The sequence below is a fragment of the Streptomyces sp. Inha503 genome (assembly GCF_047215865.1).
GTDB lineage: Bacteria > Actinomycetota > Actinomycetes > Streptomycetales > Streptomycetaceae > Streptomyces > Streptomyces lycopersici.
Map to the genome: position 1 here is coordinate 5,664,532 of NZ_CP178360.1, position 17,543 is coordinate 5,682,074.

14 protein-coding genes, 1 pseudogene and 1 riboswitch are annotated in these 17,543 nt (G+C 71.1%); of the genes and pseudogenes, 4 read left to right on the forward strand and 11 right to left on the reverse strand.

Translation table 11 applies throughout. The annotated features are described in order from the left end of the window. Positions 1–55: 55 nt before the first annotated feature. Positions 56–619, forward strand: a pseudogene (locus tag ACJX2R_RS23295) (RNA polymerase sigma factor); the annotation flags it as partial. A 356-nt stretch (positions 620–975) separates the two neighbouring features. Here ACJX2R_RS23295 and glyA read toward each other — a convergent pair. Next, the gene (gene glyA / locus ACJX2R_RS23300) at positions 976–2,247 is read right to left on the reverse strand and encodes a serine hydroxymethyltransferase (protein WP_413101705.1); all 1,272 of its coding nucleotides are present in this window, start codon (positions 2,245–2,247) and stop codon (positions 976–978) included. 39 nt (positions 2,248–2,286) lie between these two features. Beyond that, positions 2,287–2,384: riboswitch (ZMP/ZTP riboswitch) on the reverse strand. Positions 2,385–2,416: 32 nt separating this feature from the next. Between glyA and rocD the strand changes: the two genes are divergently transcribed. Beyond that, the gene (gene rocD, locus ACJX2R_RS23305; protein ID WP_413101706.1) at positions 2,417–3,637 is read left to right on the forward strand and encodes an ornithine--oxo-acid transaminase; all 1,221 of its coding nucleotides are present in this window, start codon (positions 2,417–2,419) and stop codon (positions 3,635–3,637) included. 10 nt (positions 3,638–3,647) lie between these two features. On the opposite strand, the gene ACJX2R_RS23310 is transcribed toward rocD, so the two are convergent. From ACJX2R_RS23310 to ACJX2R_RS23320, 3 genes are all read right to left on the reverse strand, one after another. Continuing rightward, positions 3,648–4,835 carry a glutathionylspermidine synthase family protein gene (locus ACJX2R_RS23310; protein WP_191068877.1) on the reverse strand — a complete coding sequence of 396 codons (1,188 nt, stop codon included), beginning with the start codon at positions 4,833–4,835 and terminating at the stop codon, positions 3,648–3,650. A 15-nt stretch (positions 4,836–4,850) separates the two neighbouring features. Further along, on the reverse strand, positions 4,851–5,201 hold the full coding sequence (locus ACJX2R_RS23315) for a hypothetical protein (protein ID WP_413101707.1): 351 nt from the start codon (positions 5,199–5,201) through the stop codon (positions 4,851–4,853). Positions 5,202–5,328: 127 nt separating this feature from the next. Further along, positions 5,329–6,816, reverse strand: a complete 1,488-nt coding sequence (locus tag ACJX2R_RS23320) for a PLP-dependent aminotransferase family protein (RefSeq protein ID WP_413101708.1) — start codon at positions 6,814–6,816, stop codon at positions 5,329–5,331. A gap of 46 nt (positions 6,817–6,862) precedes the next feature. Here ACJX2R_RS23320 and ACJX2R_RS23325 point away from each other — a divergent pair, with 46 nt between their 5' ends. Beyond that, entirely contained in the window at positions 6,863–7,342 is a 480-nt protein-coding gene (locus ACJX2R_RS23325) for a carboxymuconolactone decarboxylase family protein (protein WP_413101709.1), read from the forward strand. 151 nt (positions 7,343–7,493) lie between these two features. Continuing rightward, positions 7,494–8,066, forward strand: a complete 573-nt coding sequence (locus ACJX2R_RS23330; RefSeq protein ID WP_413101710.1) for a Uma2 family endonuclease — start codon at positions 7,494–7,496, stop codon at positions 8,064–8,066. A 36-nt stretch (positions 8,067–8,102) separates the two neighbouring features. Here ACJX2R_RS23330 and ACJX2R_RS23335 read toward each other — a convergent pair whose 3' ends face one another. The 7 genes from ACJX2R_RS23335 to ACJX2R_RS23365 all read right to left on the reverse strand — a co-directional run bounded on the left by ACJX2R_RS23335 (position 8,103) and on the right by ACJX2R_RS23365 (position 17,543). Next, on the reverse strand, positions 8,103–9,080 hold the full coding sequence (locus ACJX2R_RS23335) for an ABC transporter substrate-binding protein (protein ID WP_413101711.1): 978 nt from the start codon (positions 9,078–9,080) through the stop codon (positions 8,103–8,105). 1 nt (position 9,081) lies between these two features. Continuing rightward, positions 9,082–11,103 carry an ABC transporter permease gene (locus tag ACJX2R_RS23340; protein ID WP_413101712.1) on the reverse strand — a complete coding sequence of 674 codons (2,022 nt, stop codon included), beginning with the start codon at positions 11,101–11,103 and terminating at the stop codon, positions 9,082–9,084. A gap of 46 nt (positions 11,104–11,149) precedes the next feature. Then, the gene (locus ACJX2R_RS23345; protein WP_262699102.1) at positions 11,150–12,250 is read right to left on the reverse strand and encodes a quaternary amine ABC transporter ATP-binding protein; all 1,101 of its coding nucleotides are present in this window, start codon (positions 12,248–12,250) and stop codon (positions 11,150–11,152) included. After that, positions 12,250–13,836, reverse strand: coding sequence for a GMC family oxidoreductase (locus tag ACJX2R_RS23350; protein WP_413101713.1), 1,587 nt, complete (start codon positions 13,834–13,836; stop codon positions 12,250–12,252). The genes ACJX2R_RS23345 and ACJX2R_RS23350 overlap by 1 nt, the downstream gene beginning before the upstream one ends. Before the next feature lie 209 nt (positions 13,837–14,045). After that, positions 14,046–15,548: an aldehyde dehydrogenase family protein gene (locus ACJX2R_RS23355; protein WP_413101714.1), complete on the reverse strand. Its 1,503-nt coding sequence runs from the start codon at positions 15,546–15,548 to the stop codon at positions 14,046–14,048. 221 nt (positions 15,549–15,769) lie between these two features. Continuing rightward, complete coding sequence (locus tag ACJX2R_RS23360; protein WP_413101715.1) at positions 15,770–16,588, reverse strand: serine/arginine repetitive matrix protein 2; 819 nt, start codon at positions 16,586–16,588, stop codon at positions 15,770–15,772. Between the two features lie 160 nt (positions 16,589–16,748). Beyond that, positions 16,749–17,543: a hypothetical protein gene (locus tag ACJX2R_RS23365; RefSeq protein ID WP_413101716.1), complete on the reverse strand. Its 795-nt coding sequence runs from the start codon at positions 17,541–17,543 to the stop codon at positions 16,749–16,751.

A 17,543-nucleotide genomic window follows, 5' to 3' on the forward strand; every position in this document is an offset into this window, starting at 1 on the left:
GGAACCAGACTCCGTCCGCCGGTGTATGAGATGTGTGAGGACTGGTGAAGCACAGATCATCGCGCGGGTGCGGGCCGGCGACGCCGAGGCGTATGCCGAGCTGGTGCGGGCCCATGCGCCGATCGCGCACCGCACCGCCCGGCTGCTCGGGGCGGGCGCGGATGCCGAGGATGTGGTGCAGGACGCCTTTGTGAAGGCGTATCTCGCGCTCGGGCGGTTCCAGAGCGAGGCGGCGTTCCGCCCCTGGCTGCTGCGGATCGTCGCCCATGAGACGAGTAACGCGGTGCGCTCGGCGCGCCGGAGGCGCACGGCGGCGGACCGGGAGGGGGCGCTGCTGACCGGAGCGGAGCCGGTGATACCGGAGTCGGCCGATCCGGCGGCCGTGGCGCTGGCGGGCGAGCGGCGGGCGCGGCTGCTGGCCGCGCTGGAGGAGCTGAGCGAGCCGCAGCGGCGGGTGGTGATCTACCGCTATCTGCTGGATCTGGACGAGGCGGAGACCGCGGAGGCGCTGGGCTGGCCGCGCGGCACGGTGAAATCGCGGCTGAGCCGCGCCCTGAGGCGGCTGGAGCGGCTGCTGGGGCCGTCGGAGATGTCGGAGACGTCGGAGACCGAGAGGGAGACGGCCGATGAGATGGAGTGCGGAGGCGATGGAGATGGCCGAGGAAGGGCTGCCCGGCGAGCTGCGGGCACTCGGGCGGGGGCCGGGGATACCGCCGTCCGGCGGACCGTCGCGGCACGGCGTGTCCCCGGCGGGCGGCATGGAGCTGGAGGGCGGCGTGGAGCCGGAGGACGGCGCGCCCTCGGGGGCAGCGGAGGACGGCGTCCCGCCGGCGGGCGGGGAGACGCTGGTCGAGCGGGTGCTCGCCCGGATCGTGGGTCTGCCGGTGCCGGTGGCCGAAGACGACCGGATCCTGGAGGAGCAGTGGTGGCGGCCCCTGCCCGGCCTGGAGGCCGGGCAGGGCCCCGCGCCGGGGGTCAGCCGGTCGGCAGACCGGGCGCCGGGTAGGCCGCCATCAGCTCGGACACCTCGGCCCTGATCTTGGTGAGGGCGCCCTCGTCACCGCTCTTCGCGGCGGTCACCCCGCGGCCGATCCAGTCGGCCACCGCGGGCATGTGCTCGGTGGTCAGACCTCGCGAGGTGAGGGAGGGGGTGCCGATCCGAATGCCGGAGGGGTCGAAGGGCTTGCGCGGGTCGTACGGGACGGTGTTGTAGTTCACCACGATCCCGGCCTGATCCAGGGCCTTGGCCGCGACCTTGCCCGGCACCTCCTTGGGCGTCAGGTCCATCAGGATCAGATGGTTGTCGGTGCCGCCGGAGACCAGGTCGAAGCCGCGGGCGAGCAGTTCCCCGGCGAGCGCCTTGGCGTTGGCGACCACGGCCCGGGCGTAGTCACGGAAGGCGGGCTGGGCGGCCTCGTGCAGGGCCACCGCGATGGCGGCGGTGGTCTGGTTGTGCGGACCGCCCTGGAGCCCGGGGAAGACGGCCTTGTCGATGGCCTTGGCATGGGTCTCGCGCGACATCAGCATCGCGCCGCGCGGACCCCGGAGCGTCTTATGGGTGGTGGTGGAGATGACATCGGCGTATGGGACGGGCGAGGGATGGGCGCCGCCGGCGATCAGACCGGCGATATGCGCGATATCGGCCACGAGCACCGCGTCCACCTCGCGGGCGATCTCCGCGAAGGCGGCGAAGTCGATCGTGCGGGGCACCGCCGTGCCACCGCAGAAGATCAGCTTGGGCCGCTCCTTGCGGGCCAGCCCGCGCACCTGGTCGAAGTCGATCACGCCGGTGTCCTGCCGCACCCCGTACTGGACACCGCGGAACCAGGTGCCGGTGGCGGAGACGCCCCAGCCGTGGGTGAGATGGCCGCCCATGGGCAGTGACATGCCCATCACGGTGTCACCGGGACGGGCGAAGGCCAGATAGACCGCGAGGTTGGCGGGCGAGCCGGAGTAGGGCTGGACATTGGCGTGCTCGGCGCCGAAGACGGCCTTGGCCCGGTTGACCGCCAGGGTCTCCACCTGGTCGATGACCTGCTGGCCCTCGTAGTAGCGGCGGCCCGCGTAGCCCTCGCTGTACTTGTTCTGCAACACCGTCCCGGAGGCCTCCAGGACGGCGGCGGAGACATAGTTCTCGCTCGGGATCAGGCGCAGGGTCTCGGACTGGAGCAGTTCCTCGGAGCCGACGAGGGAGGCCAGTTCGGGGTCGGCGGCGAGAAGGGCGGGATGGGACAGGGGCAGGCTCATCGAGTCCTCCGGGGCGATCGGTGACGGTCCGGTCGTGTCCCGGGGTGCCCAGGCGGGCGGCACCTCGTGGCGCTGTGGCCGCGCATCGCTTCCTCGTGGTCGGTTCCACGCTCGGCTCGCCAGTCACGATGCGCACCCCCACTCTAGCTAGTGAGACAAGGAGGACAAGATGGGACCGGGACGCTCCGCGGAGCGGGCCATCGCCGCCGCCGAGGCCCATGGCGCGCACAACTACCATCCGCTGCCGGTCGTCGTCGCGTCCGCCGAAGGCGCCTGGATGACCGATGTCGAGGGCCGCCGCTATCTCGATCTGCTCGCCGGATACTCGGCGCTCAACTTCGGGCATCGCAACCATCGGCTGATCGAGGCCGCCAAGGCCCAGCTGGACCGGGTCACCCTCACCTCCCGCGCCTTCCACCACGACCGCTTCGGCGCCTTCTGCTCCGAGCTGGCCGAGCTGTGCGGCATGGAGATGGTGCTGCCCATGAACACGGGCGCGGAGGCGATGGAGACGGCCGTCAAGACCGCCCGCAAATGGGGCTATCGGATCAAGGGCGTCCCGGACGGCCGGGCCAGGATCATCGCCGCCGGGAACAACTTCCACGGCCGGACGACCACCCTCATCAGCTTCTCCACCGATCCCGAGGCCCGTGCCGACCACGGCCCCTTCACCCCGGGGTTCTCGATCGTGCCGTACGGGGATCTGGCGGCGATGGCGGCGACGCTCGACGCCGCGCCCGAGGAGACGGTCGCCGTGCTGCTGGAGCCGGTCCAGGGCGAGGCGGGGGTGGTGGTGCCGCCGCCCGGCTATCTGGCCGGGGTCCGGGAGCTGACCCGGGAGCGGAATGTGCTGTTCGTCGCCGATGAGATCCAGTCGGGCCTCGGCCGTACCGGCACCACCTTCGCCTGTGAGCACGAGGGCGTGGTCCCCGATGTCTATGTGCTGGGCAAGGCGCTGGGCGGCGGGGTGGTGCCGGTGTCGGCTGTGGTGTCCTCCCGCGAGGTCCTCGGGGTGCACCGCCCCGGGGAGCACGGCTCCACCTTCGGCGGCTCCCCGCTCGCCTGCGCGGTCGCCCTGGAGGTCATCGCCATGGTGCGGACCGGGGAGTTCCAGCGGCACTCGGCCACGCTGGGCGAGCTGCTCCACCGGGAGCTGGGGCTGCTGCTGGGAAGAGGCGTCCAGGAGGTGCGCGGCCGGGGGCTGTGGGCGGGGGTGGACATCGATCCGTCACGGGGCACCGGGCGGCAGATCTCCGAGCGGCTGATGGACCGCGGAGTGCTGGTCAAGGACACCCATGGCGCCACGATCCGGATCGCCCCGCCCCTGGTGATCAGCGAGGAGGATCTGGAGTGGGGGCTGGATCAGCTGAGGGCGGTGCTGGCCGGATGATCCGGTTCGCTCAGAGGATGACATGCGGGATGAAGCGCGCGTACTCATCCGTCACCAGCCCCGCCGACTCGCGGATGCCGAGCCCCGCGGACTCGCCCTCGACCACCCAGGTGCCGAGCACCACGCGGTTGCCGTCGAAGTCGGGCAGCGGCGCCAGTTCCTGGTAGCAGCACGGCTCGTCGCGCACGACGGGCTCCTCGCCCGGCGGATGCACGGTGACCCCCGCGCCCTCGCGGCCCAGCAGCGGTTTGGCCACATAGCCGGTGGTGCGGGCCAGTTCCCGGGGGCCGTCGAGGTAGGCGGGCAGCAGATGGGGGTGGTCCGGGAAGAGCTCCCACAACACGGCCAGCAGCGCCTTGTTGGACAGCAGCATCTTCCAGGCCGGTTCGATCCACAGAGTGGATCCGGTGCCGCCCCCGTTGTCCAGCGTGTCCAGTACATGCGGACCGAACCGGTCGGTGGCCAGCCACTCCCAGGGGTAGAGCTTGAAGCAGCTCCGGATGAAGCGGAACCGCTTGTCCACGAAGCGGCCCGACAGCCGTTCCCAGCCGATGTCCTCCATGGAGATCGCCTCGGTCCTCAGCCCGGCCTGCTCGGCCGTCTCGCGGAGGTAGGCCACCGTCATCAGGTCCTCCCCCAGCTCGTCCCCGGCCGAATGGGCGAAGTACAGGGGTGTCCCCGGCGGCAGCAGCGCCGCCTGGGCGCGCCAGGCGTCCACCAGCCGTTCATGGAGGGAGTTCCACTGGTCGGCGCCCGGGAAGCGGTCCTCCATCCAGAACCACTGGGCGCTGGCCGCCTCCACCAGCGAGGTGGGTGTGTCGGCGTTGTACTCCAGCAGCTTCGCCGGGCCCGACTCACCGTCGTAGCGCAGATCGAACCGGCCGTAGACGCTGGGCTGTTCGGCCCGGCGGTGCCAGGACTCGGCGATCAGCCCGGCCAGCCGCGGATCGTCGATGCCGAGGTCGGCGAAGCGGCCGGTCTCGACGATATGGGCGGCCGCCGCCAGCGACATCCGGTGCAGCTCCTCGACGACCTCCTCCAGCGCCTCGACCTCGGGCAGCGAGAACGCGTAGTAGGCACTCTCGTCCCAGTAGGGGCGCAGCGAGCCGTCCGGGTAGCGGGTCAGCGGATAGATGACCCCCTGCTCCTCCACCGTGGACTGCCAGTCGGGGCGGGGGTCGATGGTGTGGCGCTTCATCGTGGGGCGGCCCGCTCAGCCGCCACTGGAGCCCGAGCAGCCGAAGCCGCCCCGGTCGGCCGCTTTGCTCTTGTCGAAGGTGCCGTAGTCCGCCCAGCGGCCGCTGACGTCGGAGTCGTAGTACCACTCGCCGTCCACGCCCGATGTGCCCCGGCTCTTCTTGCCCTTGCCGCCCGTGGTGGACGAAGAGCTCTTGCAGGCGCTGGAGTCGACGACCCGATAGCCGTTCACCGCGTCATAGCTGTCCCGGTCCACACAGCGCTTGTCCGGTTCCGAACCACAGGAGGTGAGCGCCGCCGCCAGCGCGCCCATACCGCCCAGGATCACCGTGCTCGACCGCAGCCGCCGCGTCGTCTTCCGTTCCATCCCCGTCTCCCCGTTCCTCTCCCCCGAGGCCGTCATCTCCTCCGAGGCAGTAGTACCGCCCGCGGCCGCCCTCTCCCGGGCCCCCGGGACCGCGACCGCCCACCCTAGGGCAACGGCAGTGTGGCCTTCATGGCAGCACCCGGCACAGGGCCTCCAGCGCGCCGGTGAAGGCGTGGTCGGGCGGGGCGCCATAGGCGAAGACCAGCGCGTCCGGCTGCTCGTCCGGCCCCGGTCCGGGCTCGTTCGGCTCCCGCTGCTCGCGGTAGCGGTAGCGGGACAGCCCCTCCAGGGCGAGGCTCTGCCAGGCCGCGCCCTGGACCACGGACCGCTCGGTACCGGGCGGCAGTTGGAGCACCGCGTGCAGCCCCGCCGCGATGCCGGTGACCCGCACCCGCGGGACGCGTTCGGCGAGCGCCGCCACCAGTTGGTCGCGGCGCCGCCGATAGCGCATCCGCATGCCACGCACATGGCGGTCGTACGCACCGGAGTCGATGAACTCCGCGAGTGTCAGCTGGTCCAGCGCGCCCGACTGCCACTCCCCGGTTGACTTGGCCGCCAGGACGTCGTCCAGCAGATGGTCCGGCACCACCATCCACGCCAGCCGCAGCGCGGGCGCCAGGCTCTTGCTGGCGGTGCCCAGATAGACCACATGCTCGGGGTCGAGCCCCTGGAGCGCCCCGACCGGGTGACGGTCATAGCGGAACTCCCCGTCGTAGTCGTCCTCCAGGACCAGCCCGCCCACCCGCGAAGCCCAGTCGACCACGGCGGCGCGCCGGTCGGGGTGCAGCGAAACCCCGGTGGGGAACTGATGCGCCGGGGTGAGCAGAACGGTCCGCAGCCCGGCCGACCGGTCCAGCTCAGCCGTCCGCGCGCCCCGCTGATCGACCGGCAGCGGCACCGTGCGCAGCCCGGCCCCGCGCATCACGTTCCAGTGGACGTCGAGCCCGTAGGACTCCACGCCCACCTCACGGTGACCGGCCTTCGCCCGCACCCTGCTGAGCAGGGCCAGCCCCTGGACGAACCCCGCGCAGACCACGATCCGTCCGGGCGCGGCCCGCACCCCGCGGGCGCGCGCCAGATAGTCGGCCAGGACCCGCCGCAGCTCGGGCCGTCCGGCGGGGTCGCCGTAGCCGAAGGCGTCGTTCGGCGCGGCGGTCAGGGCGCGCCGGGCCGCGGAGAGCCAGGCGGACCGGGGGAAGGCCGAGACATCGGGCTGACCGGCCCGCAGATCGTAAGTCGGCCGGGTGGCGGCCGCGGCGGCGGGCGGGGGCGTGCGCGGCGGCGCGGGCTCCGGCGGCACGACGCGCCGGGCGACCCGGGTGCCCGAGCCCTGCCGGGCCGTCAGCCAGCCCTCGGCCACCAGCTCCCCATAGGCATCGGCCACGGTGTTCCGGGCGATGCCGAGGTCGGCGGCGAGGGAGCGGGAGGAGGGCAGCCGGGTGCCCGGGGCGAGCCGCCCGCCACGGACGGCGTCACGGAGGGCGCGGATGAGCGCGTCCCGCACTCCGGTCCCGCCGCCCCGCGGCAGATCCAGATGGAGATCCGCCCCCGGCCCGGCCGAGCCGCCTGCCCGCCGTCCGGGTTCATCCCTCGGAGTGGCCCAAGATTCCGCCATGGAAATGGACCATACCCCTGGGCCGCCCGGCCTCTAGCGTGGAGGTATGACGACCGGAACTTCTCATGCGCACGGCCCCAGGATGCAGTTCGCCAAGGCCGCCCCCGAGGTCTACAAGGCCATGGTCACCCTGGACGCGGCCGCCAGAAAGGGCGTCGACCCGACACTGGCCGAGCTGGTCAAAGTCCGTGCCTCACAGCTCAACCACTGCGCCTTCTGTATCGACATGCACACCAAGGACGCCCGCGCGGCGGGCGAGGCCGAGGACCGCCTGTACCTCCTCAACGCCTGGGAGGAGGCCGGTGACCTCTACACCGAGAAGGAGCAGGCCGCCCTCGCCCTGACCGAGGCCGTCACCGTCCTGACCGACGGCTTCGTCCCGGACGAGGTCTACGAGCGGGCCGCCAAGCACTTCGAGGAGCGGGAGCTGGCCCAGGTCATCGCCCTGATCTTCACGATCAACGCCTGGAACCGCATCGGTGTGACCACCCGTATGGCCCCCGGCGCCTATAAGCCGAACGTGTGACCATCCGCCCCCGTCGTCGTTGATGACGACGGGGGCCATTGTCCGACGTCGGAGCCATCACGTAACGCATGATGGTGGCAGGCCCCCGCATGGCAGTACGGCACGAAGGCAACACAGCCAGAAGGGGGACCCGCCAATGGGAGGTCTCGTGATGACGGCGCCACTGCCCGACCAAGAGTTCGTAAATCTGCTCGACATCCATGCCCAGCTGGAGCTGCCGGATGGAATGCGTGCAGAACTCATCGGGGGGGAGATCGTCATCTCACCGACGCCTGCGAATTTCCACAACTGGATCTACGGCCGACTCCAGCGTCGTCTCAACCGTGAGGTACCGGAAGACTGGATCATTACCAACACCGCCACGGTCTTCCTCCCCGCAACGGAGGAGAGGTTCATTCCGGACCTGCTCATCTGCGAGTCGGAAGCGCTGAAGAGCATGGAGGAGTGGCAGGTCCAGGCCGATGACGTCCTGCTCGTCGCCGAGATCACATCGCCCTCAACCAGAGCGCGCGATCTCCAGGCCAAGGTCAAGGGCTACGCCCACTCCAATGTGCCGATCTATTTGGTGATCGACCCGCACGACGACGATGGAAGCACGACTGTGTATTCGCATCCGGACGGGAAGGGCATCTACCGCGATGAGCACCGAGCGATGTTCGGGGAGAAACTGACGCTCCCCGAACCGCTCGGCCTCGATCTCGACACCGCGGGCTTCCTCAAGTAATCCGGTCGCCCATGCTGCCCTGAGCACGATCCGGACTCAGGGCAGCCACTTCTTCCAGACGTCCGGATGCGCCTCGACCCACTTCTTCGCGGCGTCCTCCGGCGACATCCCCTGCGAGGCGATCAACTCGGACACCTCGTTCTGGTCCTTCTTGGTCCAGTGGAACTTCTTCAGGAACGCCGCCGCCTTGCCGCCCTTCTTCGCGAAGTCCGCGTTCAGATACTTCTGTAGCGGTGTGGTCGGGTAGGCGCAGTCGAAGGAGTCGGGGTCCTTGGCGCCCTCAGCAGCGCACTTGTCCGTGTACTTGGGCAGCTTGACCTCGACCATCGGCACCTGGTTGAACAGCCACTGCGGCTCGTACCAGTACGACAGGAACGGCTTCTTCGCCTTGGCGAACTGCTTCATCTGGGTGATCTGCGCCGCCTCCGAACCCGCGAAGACGACCTGGTAGTTCAGCTTCAGATTCTTCACCAGCGCCTTGTCATTGGTGACATACGACGGTGAACCGTCCAGCAACTGGCCCTTGCCGCCGCTCTCCGCGGTCTTGAAGGTCTTCGCGTACTTGTTGAGGTTCTTCCAGTCCAGGACGTCCGGATGGGCGTCGGCGAAGTACTTCGGCACCCACCAGCCGATATGGCCGGTGACGCCGAGCCCGCCGCCCGGCACGATCGTCTCCTTGTCCTTGATGTAGCGCTGTTCCTGGTCCGGGTGGCCCCAGTCCTCCAGAATCGCGTCCACCCGGTCCTGGCTGAGCGCGTCCCACGCCGGAACCTCGTCCACCTGAACGGTGTCGACGCGATAGCCCAGCTCGTGCTCCAGCAGATACTGGGCGACCGCGACATTGGCCTGGGCGCCGACCCATGACTGGACCGAGAGCGTGACGCTCTTCGCCCCGCCCACATTGGCGTACGGCGAGGTCTGCTTGGTCATGTCCGCCGCGCCGCAGCCGGTCGCGGTGAACACGGCCAAGGCCCCGGCGGCGGCCATCAGCAGCTGAGTGCGGGTGCGAGCCATCTCAGGCCCCCTTCCTGTCGCGGCGCGACGTCGGCTGGGTGACCCGGTCCAGCATCAGACCCAGGCAGACGATGGCCGCGCCGGCGACCAGACCGGTGGCCAGATCGCCCTGGGCCAGGCCGAACACCACGTCGTAGCCGAGCGCGCCCGAGCCCACCAGACCGCCGATGATCACCACGGCGAGCACCAGCACCACGCCCTGGTTGACGGCCAGCAGCAGCGCCGGACGGGCCAGCGGGAGCTGGACCTGGCGCAGTTGCTGGCCCTGGGTGGCGCCGAGCGAACGCGCCGACTCCAGCGCCGCCGGGTCCACGTTCCGCAGCCCCTGGGTGGTGATGCGGATGACGGCGGGCAGCGCGTAGACGATGGCCGCGGCCGCCGCCGGGGCGCGGCCGACGCCGAACAGCGCGACCACCGGGATCAGATACACGAACTGCGGCATGGTCTGACACACATCCAGCACCGGCCGCAGCAGCCGTTCCAGCCGGGTGGACCGCGCGGCCGCGATGCCGATCGCGAAGCCGAGCACCAGCGTGACGAAGACGGCCGCCAGCACCTGGGAGAGGGTGTCCATGGACGGCTCCCACACCCCGAGCACACCGATCGCGGCCATGGCGGCGGTGGCGGTCAGGGCGGTGCCCCACGTGCCGATCAGCCAGGCCAGCGTCGCGACGATCAGCAGCACCGCGTACCACGGGAGGCCCTGGAGCCCCTCACGCAGCGGGTCCAGGATCCACTTGACGTAGTCCGAGGCCCAATCGGCGGTGCCGCCGACGACCGGCACACCCGTGTAGAGGTGGTCGACCATCCAGTCCTTGAACTGGTTGACGGGCTCCTCGATGGGGACCGTCCAGCCGGTCGGCCAGGTCTGGGACCCGGCCAGCCGTCCGACGAGGGTCACCACCACGGTGATCACCCCGACGCCCGCCCAGGCTGGCCAGCCGCGCAGCAGCCGGGGCCCGCCCTCGGCCGGGGGCTCGCCCAGGCGCTCGCCCGCCGAGGCGGTGGTGCGGTCCATCACGACGGCGAGCAGCACGATCGGGAGGCCGGCGGCGAGCGCCTTGCCGACGTCCACGCTGGACAGCGCCTGGTAGACGCGGTCACCGAGACCGCCGCCGCCGATCACGGAGGCGATGACGGCCATGGACAGCGCCATCATGATCGTCTGGTTGACGCCCAGCAGCAGTTCCTTACGGGCCAGCGGCAGCCGGGCCGACAGCAGCCGCTGCCGCCAGGTGGCGCCGAGCGAGGCCACCGCCTCCAGCACCCCGGCGTCCGCGCCGCGCAGGCCGAGGGCGGTGAGCCGGGCCATCGGCGGAGCCGCGTAGATCACCGTGGCCAGCACCGCGCCCGGTACGCCGATGCCGAAGATCAGCACGACGGGCAGCAGATAGGCGAACGCGGGCAGCACCTGCATGGTGTCGAGAATCGGGCGCAGCGCCCGGAACGCCCGTTCCGAGAGCCCGCCGGCCAGACCCAGCAGTCCGCCGATGACGACGGACGCGGTGACGGCGACGGCCATCAGCGCGAGCGTCTGCATCGTCGGCACCCACATGCCGAGCAGCCCGCACACGGCGAAGGACACCAGCGTCGTCACCGCGACCCGCACCCCGGCGACCCGCCAGGCCACCAGGGTCGAGGCGGCGGTCACCCCGGCCCAGCCGAGGGTGAGCAGGACGACGTAGACGGCGCGCACACAGATGATGACCGCGTTGCTGATGTGGCCGAAGAAGTAGAGGAAGATCCAGTGGCTGTCGCGGTTGTCGATGATCCAGTCGCTGGCCTTGCCGAGCGGTTCGGATACATCGACGGTCAGCGCGTCCGGCCAGCTGCCGCTCGCCCACTTGGCGTGCGCGAGGGGCACCAGCACGGCGGCGATCACCACGAGCACCGCCAGCTTGCGCGCGGCACGGCTGTGCACGACGGCGCTCAGCAGGGACGGGCGCGTCTCGTCCGCCGCCGTCCCGGTGGCCGCCGGTTCGGTGGCGGGATCGGTGGAGGGGCGGGTGGCGGTGGCACTCATACGCGCCCCCCGGTGCGGCCCGGCGGAGAAAGGGTCGAGGTGGAGCTCATGCCGCGGCCACCTCCTTGCCGTCCAGGCCCGCGACGACGCTCAGCAGACAGGCGTGGTCGACGACGCCCAGGCAGCGGCCGCCGTCCACGACGCGCGCCGGGCCGCCGGTGCGGGCCACGGCCTCGATCGCGTCGGCGACCGTAGTGCTCGGGGCCAGCGCGGGCCCGCCGTCCTGCTCGTCGGACTTCGCGGGACGCATGGCGCGGCGCACGGTCAGCACCTGCTCGCGCGGCACATCGCGGACGAAGTCCCGTACGTAGTCGTCCGCCGGGGAGCCGACGATCTCCTCCGGGGTGCCCAGCTGCACGATCCCGCCGTCGCGCATCAGCATGATGCGGTCACCGAGGCGCAGCGCCTCGCTGAGGTCATGGGTGATGAAGACCATCGTCCGGCCCTCCTCGTGGTGCAGCCGGATGACCTCCTCCTGCATATCGCGGCGGATCAGCGGGTCGAGCGCGCTGAACGGCTCGTCGAAGAGCAGCACCTCGGGGTCGACGGCGAGCGCCCGGGCCAGGCCCACGCGCTGCTGCTGACCGCCGGAGAGCTGGCCGGGGCGGCGGCGCTCGAGGCCGGTGAGGCCGACCTTCTCCACCACCTCGGCGGCCTTGGCCCGGCGCTCGGCCTTACCCACGCCCTGGATCTCCAGCCCGTAGGCGACGTTGTCGAGGACGGAGCGGTGCGGCAACAGCCCGAAGTGCTGGAAGACCATGGCGGCGCGGTGCCGGCGCAGATCGCGCAGCCGGGCCTTGTCCATGGCCAGGACGTCCTCACCGTCGATCTTCAGGGTGCCGGAGGTGGGCTCTATCAGCCGGGTGAGGCAGCGGACGAGGGTGGACTTGCCGGAGCCGGACAGCCCCATGACCACGAACACCTCGCCCGGCTGGACGTCGAAGGAGACCTCGCGGACGGCGGCGGTGCAGCCCGTGCGGGCACGCAGCTCAGCGGCGGACAGCTTCGCCTCGGCGGAGCCGGGGATCCGGTCGGCCTTGGGGCCGAAGACCTTCCACAGGTCGCGGACCGAGAACACCGGGGTGCGCTCGCCGTTCTCGGGGGTCTCGGGGGTGCCGGGCGTCTCGGGGACCACGGTCGTAGCCATCACGCCTCACCTCCCGGCGCAAGCGTGGCGGCTCGGTCATCGGGCCTGTGCCGTTCCCGATCGCGCTCCTCGAACAGCAGCTCAGCGCACTTCTCGCCCACCATCAGGACTCCGATCATCGGGTTCACGGCCGGCATCGTCGGGAAGACGGACGCGTCGGCGATACGGACGCCGTTCAGGCCCCGGATCCGCAGATCGGGGCCGACCACGGCGAGTTCGTCCGACGTGGCACCCATACGACAGGTGCCCGCCGGGTGGTACACGGTGTGCGCGACCTTGCGGGCGTACTCGCTGATCTCCTCGTCCGAGGTGATCTCCGGGCCCGGGCACACCTCGCGCTTGAGCCAGCTCGCCAGCGGTTCGGTCTTGGCGATCTCGCGCGCGACACGGATGCCGTCGACCAGCGTGCGGCCGTCGTAGTCCTCCTCGTCCGTGAAGTACCGGAAGTCGAGGGCGGGCTTGACGGATGGGTCGGCGCTGGTGAGGTAGAGCCGGCCGCGGCTGCGCGGCTTGGGGATGTTGGGGGTCATCGACACGCCGTGCTCGGGCTTTTCGTAGCCCAGCCGCTCCGGATTGTCGGTGAACGGGATTTGGTAGAAGTGGAACATCAGGTCCGGGCCCCGCGATTCGGGGTCCCGCCGGATGAACAGCCCCGCGTCGGAGTCCATCGCGGAGTTGTCCGGAATCGGGCCGTCCGTCTCCCACACGATGACCGACTCGGGGTGGTCGAGCAGATTCTCACCGACGCCCGGCAGATCGTGGACGGTGGGAATGCCCAGCGCCTCGAGATCGCCCTTCGGCCCGATACCGGAGTGCATCAGCAGCCGCGGGGTGTCCACGGCGCCCGCGCAGACCAGGACCTCGGTCTCGGCCCGGACCAGGATCTCCTCGCCGTCCTTGGTGCGGACGTGCACACCGGTGACCCGGCCGGTGTCGTCCAGCTCCAGCTTGTACGCCCAGGTCTCCAGCATCAGATGGAGGTTGGGCCGGTCCAGGAACGGATGCAGATAGGCGACCGACGCCGAGGAGCGCTTGTTGTTCTCCGGGTGGTAGGCGAGGTCGAAGAAGCCGACGCCCTCGTGGAACGGCTTCTTGTTGAACCCCTCGACCCTCGGCACATCGGCGGCGGCCTGGGCGGCGTCGACGAAGTCCCGCGCGATCGCGTTCCGGTCCTTCTCGTCCACCGGGACGATGTTGTTGCGCAGCCGCTGGAAGTACGGGTCCATGGACTCCGCGTCCCAGCCCTCGGCGCCGGCCTCGGCCCACTCGTCCCAGTCACCGGGCAGCGGCTTGAAGGAGATCAGGGTGTTGTGCGAGGAGCACCCTCCGAGCACCCGCGCCCGGCTGTGCCGGATATGCGAATTTCCGCGTGGCTGCTCGGTGGTGGGGTAGTCGTAGTCCAAGTCGCCGCCGAGCAGGCCGAGCCAGCGGCGCAGGGTGAGCACATCGGGCCGGTCGACATCCGACGGTCCGCCCTCGATGACGGCGACACGGATGTCCGGGTCCTCGGTGAGCCGGGAAGCGATCACCGAGCCTGCGGTGCCGCCGCCGATCACGACGTAGTCGTATGCGACAGGTACGGACATGTGGGGTTACTCCTCGCGGTCTTACCCAAACGGCTCGCGCCGCTGCGGGCCGGGGGCTGCTGCCGCCCCTGGGGGTGGGGGTGTTGCCGGGTGTCTCAAGTGCCTACGGCTTCTCGCCGCCGGTCGCCGCGATCGGGCGCGGCCGGGTCCGGGCCCCGGGGGACGAGTCCGGGCCCGGCCGTGCCCCGGGCGGGGCCGGCGGCGGAGGGTCAGCCGGCGAACCAGCGCACCGGGCTCGGTCGCAGGTTCTCGTAGACGTGCTTGGTCTCGCGGTATTCGTCAAGGCCCGCGGGACCGAGCTCGCGCCCGACCCCGGACTTGCCGAATCCGCCCCATTCGGCCTGCGGAAGGTAGGGGTGGTAGTCGTTGATCCACACGGTGCCGTGCCGCAGCCGGGCGGCGACGCGCCGCGCCCGTGCGGTGTCGGCGGACCAGACGGCGCCGGCCAGTCCGTACTCCGTGTCATTGGCGAGTGTGACTGCCTCGTCCTCGGTTTGGAAGGACTCGACCGTCAGAATCGGCCCAAACGTCTCCTCCCGCACCACCCGCATCTCGCGGTGGCACTGGTCGAGCACGGTCGGGAGGTAGAAGTAGCCGGTGGCCGGGCGGACCTCGTTGGGCTCCGGCTGCTTGCCGCCGCAACGCAGCAACGCGCCCTCCTCGAGGGCGGACGCCACATACGCCTCGGTCTTGTCCAGCTGCTGGGCCGAGACCAGCGGACCGCACTCGACACCGTCCTCGGTGCCGCGGCCCAGCTTGATCTTCTCCGCCCGGCGGGCGAGCTCGGCCACGAACCGCTCGCGCACCGACTCCTCGATGATCAGCCGGGCACCGGCCGAGCAGACCTGGCCGCTGTGGATGAAGGCGGCGTTCAGCGCCTGGTCGACGGCGGTGTCAAAGCCCTCGGCGGTGGCGCAGGCGTCGGCGAAGACCACATTGGGGTTCTTGCCGCCGAGCTCCAGCGCGACCTTCTTGACCGTCGGCGCGGCGGCCTGCGCGACCTTGGTGCCGCTGACCAGGCCACCGGTGAAGGAGACCAGATCCACATCGGGGTGCTCGGACAGCCGGGCGCCCACGGGGTCGCCCGCGCCGGTGACCACATTGGCCACCCCGGCCGGCAGCCCGGCCTCGGCCAGCAGCTTCACCAGATGGACGGTGGACAGCGGGGTCACCTCGCTGGGCTTGATCACAAAGGTGTTCCCGGCGGCCAGCGCCGGGGCGACCTTCCAGCTGGCCTGGAGCAGCGGATAGTTCCAGGGGGTGATCATCGCGCAGACGCCGATCGGCTCATGGACCACGACGCTGTGCACATCGGGGGTGCCCGCGTCGACCACGCGCCCGGCCGACTCGCCCGCGACCAGGTCGGCGAAGTAGCGGAAGGCGTTGGTCACATCGTCGACGTCGACCCGGCCCTCCTCCAGGGTCTTGCCGGTGTCACGGCTCTCGATGAGCGCGATCGTCTCGCGGTCGCGCTGGAGCAGGTCGGCGACGCGGCGCAGCAGCGCCGCCCGCTCGGCCACCGGCGTCCCCGGCCAGGGCCCCTGGTCGAAGGCGCGACGCGCGGCCGCGATCGCCGCGTCGGTGTCCTCGACACCACCCTCCGCGACGACGGCGAGGGTCTTGGCGTCCGCGGGGTCGAGGACCTCCCGCTGCGCCCCGGATGCGGCTGCCTGCCACACCCCGTCCACATGAATGGTCTCGACTGCCGCCACGTGATTTCTGCCTTCCGGTTCCGCCTGCTGTGCCACTGGGCCAAGCCAGCAACTTGGACCCCTAACCGGAAGGCGGGAACCTATGCGCGATTCGCAAGGGAAAGTGGGCCGGCTCACGTGATCCGAAGGCGGAACCGGCCCCTCGGCTCATGATCGGCCTGTCTGTCAAGGGGCCGTGCGGTCAAGAAGTGGTTCGGGTCACAACGGGGCCGGGGGTGTGATCACGACGCGGTGCAGTAGGCGGTCGGGCAGAAGGTGTCCACCGCCGCCTGGTGGACCTCCCGCTCCTCCGCCCGGTCACCGGCCCCGGAGGGGCCGCTCACCAGCACCGCGTACATGGTGCCGCCGGGGGCTGCGAAGCGGCGGTCGAGCATCCGGCGGTGGCCGTCGCTCTTGGACTCGTATGTGTACTCCAGCTGGGCCGGGTCCATGGCGGCCGAGCCCAGCCGGGTGAGGGCGATCTGCTCGTAGTCGCGGTGGGTGGAGGCGATCCGCTCGGCCTCCTGGGCGGACTCGTACGGCGTCGACTCGGGGCCGTGCAGCTCAAAGATCTGGATCACGGTGCTGTCGTCGGGCGAGGTGTAGTAGACGCTGGGGCCCTGGGTCGTCCGTCGCCATCCGTCCGGGACCGCGAGGTGGTATCCGGCGGGGTCGGCCTGGGTGCTGTAGCCCGCGGGCGGGGCAGCGCCCGTCAGGGAGGGTGAGGACGGGGTGCCGAACGGCGTCGCGGACGGGGACCCGGAAGGCGCCCCGGTCGGAAGGTCCGTGGGGAGATCGGTCGGGAGATCGGTCGGCCCGCTGGTCTCGGGGCCGGGCGAGGGGTAGAGATCGCTCGGCTGGGAGGCGCCCCCGCTCGGCGTGGCCGTAGGGCTCTCCCGGTCCCAGGGCAGCGGACCCGCCTGATTCCGGGAGGTGCCATCGCCCCCGAAGGCCACCCAGCCGGAGAACGCGATCCCCGCGACCAGGAAGATCGTCACCGCCAGCGCCCGTAGCGCCCGCCTGGAGTCCTGCCCCGGCGCTCCCCCGTTGTCCATGCTCATCTATGCCCCCCGGTGATGGATCTCTGCTCCCATATGCGGATAAGCCGTGTCGGCTCACATCGGTGTACCCGGTTCGGGGGCCACCCCACCCCCTGTCACCGCACCGGTACTCATCCGTCGCCCGGCCGCCGGTCAGGTGGCCGGGCAGTAGGCCGCGCGGTCAGGTGGCCGGGCAGTAGGCCGTGGGGCAGAAGGACGCCAGCACGATGCCCTGCCGCTCCCGCTGCTTCGGCCAGTCGCCGGCCGGGCCCGCGACCAGCACCGCGTACTGCACCCGGTCCGGGCCGGTGAAGGCCCGGTCGAGTATCCGGCGCGGACCGTACTTGGCGCTGCGGTAGCCGTACTCCAGCTCCGCGTCCGCGTCATCGCCGGGCCCGAGCCGCTTGAGCTCATACCGCTTGTAGCCGGGGTTCTTCTTGAGCCCCGTCTCCGCCTGGCGCAGCGCCTCATACGGCGTGATGTCGGGCTCGGTCAGCGCGAAGACCTGGATCAGGCTTCCCCCGTCGGACGACTCGTAGAACACCCCGGTGTCGCGCTTGACCCGCTGCCAGCCCGTGGGCACATCCAGCCGGAAACCCTCCGGGTCGGTGGTGCGCACATAGTCCGCCGGCGGCCCCTGGGTGCTGTCCTCGGACACCGACGGCGGCGCCGAGGTCGGCTCCGCGTACGGCCCCGACGACGATGCCGAAGGCTGCTCGGCCGAGGGCGACCAGGACGGGGCCGAGGGCGAACCGCCGTCCGCCCGGGGCTTGTCATCCCCGCCGCCCGACACCAGCTTCCAGGCGCCGAACCCGATCCCGCCGACCAGCACCACGGCGAGCACCGCCAGCAGCACCGTGCCCAGATGCGGATTGGGTGGTCTTCGGCCCGGGGCCGGTGGCTCCGCACCCGCTCCCACCCAGCGCTGGGCCTCCTCGTCCCATCGACGGCCCTCCTCGCCGCCCGGGGTGCTCAT